This window comes from Arthrobacter sp. zg-Y769 (assembly GCF_020907405.1).
Lineage (GTDB): Bacteria > Actinomycetota > Actinomycetes > Actinomycetales > Micrococcaceae > Arthrobacter_B.
In genome coordinates this window covers 1-8,033 of the sequence record NZ_JAJJOE010000020.1, presented here as the reverse complement: position 1 = coordinate 8,033, position 8,033 = coordinate 1, and the positions used below count along the sequence as shown (strand labels likewise).

Annotated in this window: 1 protein-coding gene and 3 rRNA genes; all 4 read left to right on the top strand. The window is 57.8% G+C overall.

Annotated features, from left to right (window positions below; all coding sequences use genetic code 11):
• The first annotated feature begins 38 nt into the window (after positions 1–38).
• The 4 genes from rrf (at position 39) to LOC60_RS16015 (ending at position 7,901) form a co-directional block, all read left to right on the top strand.
• Positions 39–155, top strand: a 5S ribosomal RNA gene (rrf, locus tag LOC60_RS16030).
• A gap of 588 nt (positions 156–743) precedes the next feature.
• Positions 744–2,213 (top strand): thioester domain-containing protein, encoded by a 1,470-nt coding sequence (locus LOC60_RS16025; RefSeq protein ID WP_230026709.1) that lies wholly within the window; start codon positions 744–746, stop codon positions 2,211–2,213.
• A 506-nt stretch (positions 2,214–2,719) separates the two neighbouring features.
• Positions 2,720–4,247 (top strand): 16S ribosomal RNA (locus LOC60_RS16020).
• Between the two features lie 518 nt (positions 4,248–4,765).
• Positions 4,766–7,901 (top strand): 23S ribosomal RNA (locus LOC60_RS16015).
• Together the 16S and 23S rRNA genes form the textbook arrangement of a ribosomal RNA operon.
• The last annotated feature ends 132 nt before the right edge of the window (positions 7,902–8,033 follow it).

The window sequence follows — 8,033 nt, the reverse complement described above, 5'->3', positions numbered from 1 at the left end:
CCTTGTTGGTTTTGGGTGTGTGGTGCGGGTGGAAGGGTTACGGCGGTCATAGCGTGGGGGAAACGCCCGGTCCCATTCCGAACCCGGAAGCTAAGACCCACAGCGCCGATGGTACTGCATCCGGGAGGATGTGGGAGAGTAGGTCACCGCCGGACAATATTTGAATAACAGGGGAAGCCCGTACCAGTGTTGGTACGGGCTTCACTTGTTTAACGGCCCTGGTTTAGTCAGGGGTCAGGCCCCGCACCATTGGTGCGGGGCCTGACCTGTTTAAGCAGTGCTGTCAAGAAGAGATTTGGTCCCTGCCCCGGCTTTCTATGAATATGGCGGTTTCGCCTACCCCCGGCCGTGGATCCCACATACTGTGCCCAGCACAGGCCGAACTGGTTTCGGCATGGTCACTCGCGAGTCATCCCCAGGGATAGAAGCAGGAGACCCCTATGAGCCCATATTCCCTTCCACCGGGCCCGCGGCGTCGGCGGGGGCACGAGCGCCGGCTACGCAGGTCTCTTTTAGGCATGGCGGCCGCTGCAGCGCTGCTGCTGGCACCGTTCGCGGCACCCGCGAATGCCTGGTGGGCAGAGCCGGAGGAAGACGATCCGGCACCGGTCGCAAGCGCAAACGCGGAAGTCGAAACTACCAGGCTCGGGCCCGCTCAAAGGGTGCAGGCCTTCGTGGCTAACAATCCCACCCCGCCGGGTCCATTGGAACCGTATCCGGAGGAGAACCCAGAGGGAGTGCCTGTGACCGGCCGGTTCGCGGGCATCATTATCACTGAGGATGCCCGTGGCGGTATAGGGCAGATGTACTGCATCGACACAGCGGTGGAAACCATGGTCGGCATCGGCTATGTTCAGGGGGCCTGGGAGGAAGCCAACGTAGCCAACCTTGGCTACGTAAATTACATCTTGAACAACTACTATCCTGCGAATCCCGCAGCGCCTGAGGGCTTATCGGTAGACCAGCAGGCTGCAGCGGTGCAGGCCGCGATCTGGTACTTCACCGACGGATACCTGGTCAATACTACGGAGACGGTCATCAGAGACGCGGTTGAGACGATCGTCGCCGACGCGCAGGCCAATGGGCCCCTGGTGGAACCGCCCCCGCCGAACGTCACCGTTACCCCACCGGTTGCTGCGGGTCCGGTGGGAGGCGTGGCGGGCCCGTTCACGGTGGCAGCGGAGGGAAGTGCGGCGATTACGGTTTCCGTGCCGACCGGATACACCATGTTCGCCGACGCTGCGGGGACCGTCCCTATCCCGAACGGGAGCACATTCCCTACGGGGACCCAGATCTGGGTGGGCGGTCCGCCGGCATCCACCGCCCCAGGAGTCCTTAGCGCGCGCGCTGCCGTCAACGTCCAGACCGGCAACGTCTATCTCTACGACAAGGGTGATCCACTGTTGGGCAACGCGCAGCCCCTCATTCTTGCCGCGAACACGGTGTTGGAAACCGGAACCCAGGCGACGGCGGAGTTCTTCGTGGCGGGCGATCTCCTGGTAAACAAAACCTTTGCAGGGGAAGCCGCAGGCAGCCAAGGCGCGATTGCGCTCACTGTCGATTGCGGAACGGTGGGGCTGTTTAGCTTTGAAATCCCCGCAGGATCAGCAGCGCCGGTCAGCGAAACGATCGTTGATCTTCCAGTGGGAACGGTGTGCGCGGTGACGGAAGAGGTAACCGGATCCACCGTGGAGGTGACGGTGACACCCGTGCTCCCGGAGCCGGTGACAATCATCGAAGGCGAAAACATCCTGGAGGTCACAAACACTGTGGAATTCAACCCGGGCAGCCTTCTCGTGGCGAAAACCGTCAGCGGTTCCGGCGCGGGCCTGCAGGACGAGATCGTGCTTCACGTCCAGTGTGGTGAGGGACTGATCGATGAGATCTTCGTGATTCCCGAGGGGACTTCGGCGGATACCTTTACCCAGCGGTACGGGGGCATTCCGGCGGGAACGGTGTGCCGGGTGACGGAGCCGACCACGGGAGGGAATGAGGATGTCACCGTGGAATCCTCGGGTACGGCGGAGGTAACCATTCTGCCGGGGCAGGAGCTGACGGCTGAGGTGGTTAATGAATACGCGCCGGTGCCGGTAACGGAACGGCTTCCGCGGACCGGGGCGGAAGACGCCGCGGGCATGGCCGTGGCCGCCGGGGGTGCGGTACTGGCCGGTTCGCTGTTGGTGCTGGGTTCCTTCCGGAGGCGCAGCAGCTAGTCCGGGGGTGCCTGTGCCGGGTGGTTGAGGGATGGTCGGAGCCGGTGCCGGCAGGGGGCCGGCTCCGGCTGTGCCGGACGATTTGCGGCTACGGGCAAAGGTGTGTAAAGTTTTAGAAGTCGCCGCGGCCGGGACGCTGGAAAAGCGCCCGAGCATGGCGGCCAAACCCCAACAAAAAACAGAGTCCAACCAGTGCGTGCCCTTTGCGGGGCCGGTGGGAAAGACTCCGGTTGTTGCTGGGTCGGGAACGGCGGAAACGCTTTCCTGGAAAACATTGCAGCGAAGAAGAAAGGGAAAACATTGTTTTCCCGAGTATTTTCGGATTGCGTCTGTTGTTTGAGAACTCAATAGTGTGCCAAGTTTATTGATACCAATTTATTTTGATTGGTTGAACAGGCCGTTACCGCCCACCCCGTGGGTATGGGACGGTTTTTTTAGCCGGTTTCGAATTTAGTGCAGTGTCTGCAGCCAATTTTCCTTGGCTTCGGCATTGTGTCTGTAACACATTTACGGAGAGTTTGATCCTGGCTCAGGATGAACGCTGGCGGCGTGCTTAACACATGCAAGTCGAACGATGACTTCTGTGCTTGCACAGAATGATTAGTGGCGAACGGGTGAGTAACACGTGAGTAACCTGCCCCTGACTTCGGGATAAGCCTGGGAAACCGGGTCTAATACCGGATACAACGGACCACCGCATGGCGGTCCGTGGAAAGCTTTATGCGGTTTTGGATGGACTCGCGGCCTATCAGCTTGTTGGTTGGGGTAATGGCCCACCAAGGCGACGACGGGTAGCCGGCCTGAGAGGGTGACCGGCCACACTGGGACTGAGACACGGCCCAGACTCCTACGGGAGGCAGCAGTGGGGAATATTGCACAATGGGCGGAAGCCTGATGCAGCGACGCCGCGTGAGGGACGAATGCCTTCGGGTTGTAAACCTCTTTCAGCAGGGAAGAAGCGAAAGTGACGGTACCTGCAGAAGAAGCGCCGGCTAACTACGTGCCAGCAGCCGCGGTAATACGTAGGGCGCAAGCGTTATCCGGAATTATTGGGCGTAAAGAGCTCGTAGGCGGTTTGTCGCGTCTGCTGTGAAAGCCCGGGGCTCAACCCCGGGTCTGCAGTGGGTACGGGCAGACTAGAGTGATGTAGGGGAGACTGGAATTCCTGGTGTAGCGGTGAAATGCGCAGATATCAGGAGGAACACCGATGGCGAAGGCAGGTCTCTGGGCATTAACTGACGCTGAGGAGCGAAAGCATGGGGAGCGAACAGGATTAGATACCCTGGTAGTCCATGCCGTAAACGTTGGGCACTAGGTGTGGGGGACATTCCACGTTTTCCGCGCCGTAGCTAACGCATTAAGTGCCCCGCCTGGGGAGTACGGCCGCAAGGCTAAAACTCAAAGGAATTGACGGGGGCCCGCACAAGCGGCGGAGCATGCGGATTAATTCGATGCAACGCGAAGAACCTTACCAAGGCTTGACATGAACCGGAAAGGCCTGGAAACAGGTCCCCCACTTGTGGCCGGTTTACAGGTGGTGCATGGTTGTCGTCAGCTCGTGTCGTGAGATGTTGGGTTAAGTCCCGCAACGAGCGCAACCCTCGTTCTATGTTGCCAGCGCGTTATGGCGGGGACTCATAGGAGACTGCCGGGGTCAACTCGGAGGAAGGTGGGGACGACGTCAAATCATCATGCCCCTTATGTCTTGGGCTTCACGCATGCTACAATGGCCGGTACAAAGGGTTGCGATACTGTGAGGTGGAGCTAATCCCAAAAAGCCGGTCTCAGTTCGGATTGAGGTCTGCAACTCGACCTCATGAAGTTGGAGTCGCTAGTAATCGCAGATCAGCAACGCTGCGGTGAATACGTTCCCGGGCCTTGTACACACCGCCCGTCAAGTCACGAAAGTTGGTAACACCCGAAGCCGGTGGCCTAACCCCTTGTGGGAGGGAGCCGTCGAAGGTGGGACCGGCGATTGGGACTAAGTCGTAACAAGGTAGCCGTACCGGAAGGTGCGGCTGGATCACCTCCTTTCTAAGGAGCACCTCAGGGTGGCATTGCCTTCCACAGTGTTGGTGGTGTGCCCTGCAGGAGATGCCCATGTCGGAGACATATGTTCTCCGGTGGGTGCTCAAGGGTGGAATATCAATGGATAGGCGCCGGCATGATGTCCGGATCGGTGAGTACGTTCCCTTCGGGGTCCTGGAAAGCGTTGGTCCGGTCGGAGTTGCGGGTTGACCGTTTGGCACACTGTTGGGTCCTGAAGCAACAGGCACCCGTTGGCTGTTTCCCTTTGCGGGGCAGCGGCGGCGGGTTGACTGGTTGTTTCTGTTTGTTCCTGCGCAGGCCGGAACCGTATCACTGACGCCCTTTGCGGGGTGTCCGGTGCGGGGAGGGGTGTGACGGGGTTGTTGTTTGAGAACTACATAGTGGACGCGAGCATCTTAAAATATTAAGTGCAATTTCAGAAAAACCTGGTGGATCCGGGTGCCCGTGAAGGGTGCCTGGGGAGACCGTGGTTTTCTCGATAGCGATAATAAATTGATCTTTGTGGTCAAGTTTTTAAGGGCACACGGTGGATGCCTTGGCATCAGGAGCCGAAGAAGGACGTAGGAATCTGCGATAAGCCTGGGGGAGTTGATAACCGAACTTTGATCCCAGGATGTCCGAATGGGGAAACCCCGCCCGGCGCGCGAGTGACCGGGTGACCCGCATCTGAACACATAGGGTGCGTGGAGGGAACGTGGGGAAGTGAAACATCTCAGTACCCACAGGAAGAGAAAACAACAGTGATTCCGTTAGTAGTGGCGAGCGAACGCGGAAGAGGCTAAACCAGTGGTGTGTGATAGCCGGCGGGCGTTGCATCACTGGGGTTGCGGGACTTTCCGTACCGATTCTGCCGGATCGGTGAAGTGAGTGCAGATGCATAGGTGAACTGGTTTGAAAGCCAGGCCGTAGAGGGTGTTAGCCCCGTAACCGGAATGTATGCTGCCGCTTGGAGAGGATCCCAAGTAGCACGGGGCCCGAGAAATCCCGTGCGAATCTGCCAGGACCACCTGGTAAGCCTAAATACTCCCTGATGACCGATAGCGGACAAGTACCGTGAGGGAAAGGTGAAAAGTACCCCGGGAGGGGAGTGAAATAGTACCTGAAACCGTGTGCCTACAAACCGTTGGAGCAGCTCTGATTGCTGTGACAGCGTGCCTTTTGAAGAATGAGCCTGCGAGTTAGTGTTACGTCGCGAGGTTAACCCGTGAGGGGAAGCCGTAGCGAAAGCGAGTCTGAATAGGGCGATGCAGTGGCGTGATCTAGACCCGAAGCGGAGTGATCTACCCATGGCCAGGTTGAAGCGACGGTAAGACGTCGTGGAGGACCGAACCCACTTCAGTTGAAAATGGAGGGGATGAGCTGTGGGTAGGGGTGAAAGGCCAATCAAACTCCGTGATAGCTGGTTCTCCCCGAAATGCATTTAGGTGCAGCGTTGCGTGTTTCTTACCGGAGGTAGAGCTACTGGATGGCTAATGGGCCCTACAAGGTTACTGACGTCAGCCAAACTCCGAATGCCGGTAAGTGAGAGCGCAGCAGTGAGACTGTGGGGGATAAGCTTCATAGTCGAGAGGGAAACAGCCCAGACCACCAACTAAGGCCCCTAAGCGTGTGCTAAGTGGGAAAGGATGTGGAGTTGCCCAGACAACCAGGAGGTTGGCTTAGAAGCAGCCACCCTTGAAAGAGTGCGTAATAGCTCACTGGTCAAGTGATTCCGCGCCGACAATGTAGCGGGGCTCAAGTACACCGCCGAAGTTGTGGATTTCAGATATTAGACAAGCCTTCGTGGTTCAGTCGTCTGGAGTGGTAGGGGAGCGTCGTGTGGGCAGTGAAGCTGCGGTGTAAACCAGTGGTGGAGCCTACACGAGTGAGAATGCAGGCATGAGTAGCGAAAGACGGGTGAGAAACCCGTCCGCCGAATGATCAAGGGTTCCAGGGTCAAGCTAATCTGCCCTGGGTAAGTCGGGACCTAAGGCGAGGCCGACAGGCGTAGTCGATGGACAACGGGTTGATATTCCCGTACCGGCGAAGAACCGCCCATACCAAGCAGGGGACACTAACCGTCCGGAGCCTGCCCGATCACCCTTGTGGTGTGAGGGTTTTGGCCGAGCACGGGACCTGATCCTGGGAGGTAAGCGTATTAACAGGTGTGACGCAGGAAGGTAGCCGGGCCAGGCGATGGTAGACCTGGTCTAAGGACGTAGGGTCCGTGATAGGTAAATCCGTCACGGTGTCTTTGATGACGAACCTGAGATCCGACGGGACCCCCTCACGGGGGGATCCGGTGATCCTATGCTGCCTAGAAAAGCATCGGCGCGAGGTTCCAGCCGCCCGTACCCCAAACCGACACAGGTGATCAGGTAGAGAATACTAAGGCGATCGAGAGAATTATGGTTAAGGAACTCGGCAAAATGCCCCCGTAACTTCGGGAGAAGGGGGGCCCCAACCTTGATGGACACTTGCTGTCCGGAGGGGATCGGGGCCGCAGAGACCAGGGGGAAGCGACTGTTTACTAAAAACACAGGTCCGTGCGAAGTCGCAAGACGATGTATACGGACTGACTCCTGCCCGGTGCTGGAAGGTTAAGAGGACCGGTTAGCCCTTACGGGCGAAGCTGGGAATTTAAGCCCCAGTAAACGGCGGTGGTAACTATAACCATCCTAAGGTAGCGAAATTCCTTGTCGGGTAAGTTCCGACCTGCACGAATGGAGTAACGACTTCCCCGCTGTCTCAACCATAAACTCGGCGAAATTGCAGTACGAGTAAAGATGCTCGTTACGCGCAGCAGGACGGAAAGACCCCGAGACCTTTACTATAGTTTGGTATTGGTGTTCGGTGTGGCTTGTGTAGGATAGGTGGGAGACTGTGAGACCCGGACGCCAGTTCGGGTGGAGTCATCGTTGAAATACCACTCTGGTCATACTGGATATCTAACTTCGGCCCGTAATCCGGGTCAGGGACAGTGCCTGATGGGTAGTTTAACTGGGGCGGTTGCCTCCTAAAGAGTAACGGAGGCGCCCAAAGGTTCCCTCAGCCTGGTTGGCAATCAGGTGTCGAGTGTAAGTGCACAAGGGAGCTTGACTGTGAGAGAGACATCTCGAGCAGGGACGAAAGTCGGGACTAGTGATCCGGCGGTACATTGTGGAATGGCCGTCGCTCAACGGATAAAAGGTACCTCGGGGATAACAGGCTGATCTTGCCCAAGAGTCCATATCGACGGCATGGTTTGGCACCTCGATGTCGGCTCGTCGCATCCTGGGGCTGGAGTAGGTCCCAAGGGTTGGGCTGTTCGCCCATTAAAGCGGTACGCGAGCTGGGTTTAGAACGTCGTGAGACAGTTCGGTCCCTATCCGCTGCGCGCGCAGGAAATTTGAGAAGGGCTGTCCTTAGTACGAGAGGACCGGGACGGACGAACCTCTGGTGTGTCAGTTGTACTGCCAAGTGCACCGCTGATTAGCTACGTTCGGATGGGATAACCGCTGAAAGCATCTAAGCGGGAAGCCCGCTTCGAGATGAGATTTCCATACACCTTGTGTGTGAGAGGCCCCCAGCCAGACCACTGGGTTGATAGGCCGGATGTGGAAGCGGGGACTAAAGACCCGTGAAGCTGACCGGTACTAATAGGCCGATAACTTACACCACACCAACACCTGGACGGACACGACTTCAAACGGTCCGTCAAAGTATAAAGGGTGTTGTAGATCATGCTGCTTGCGTCCACTATGTGGTTCCCGGACAACAACACCGTTGTTGCTACCTGGAACACGAACCATG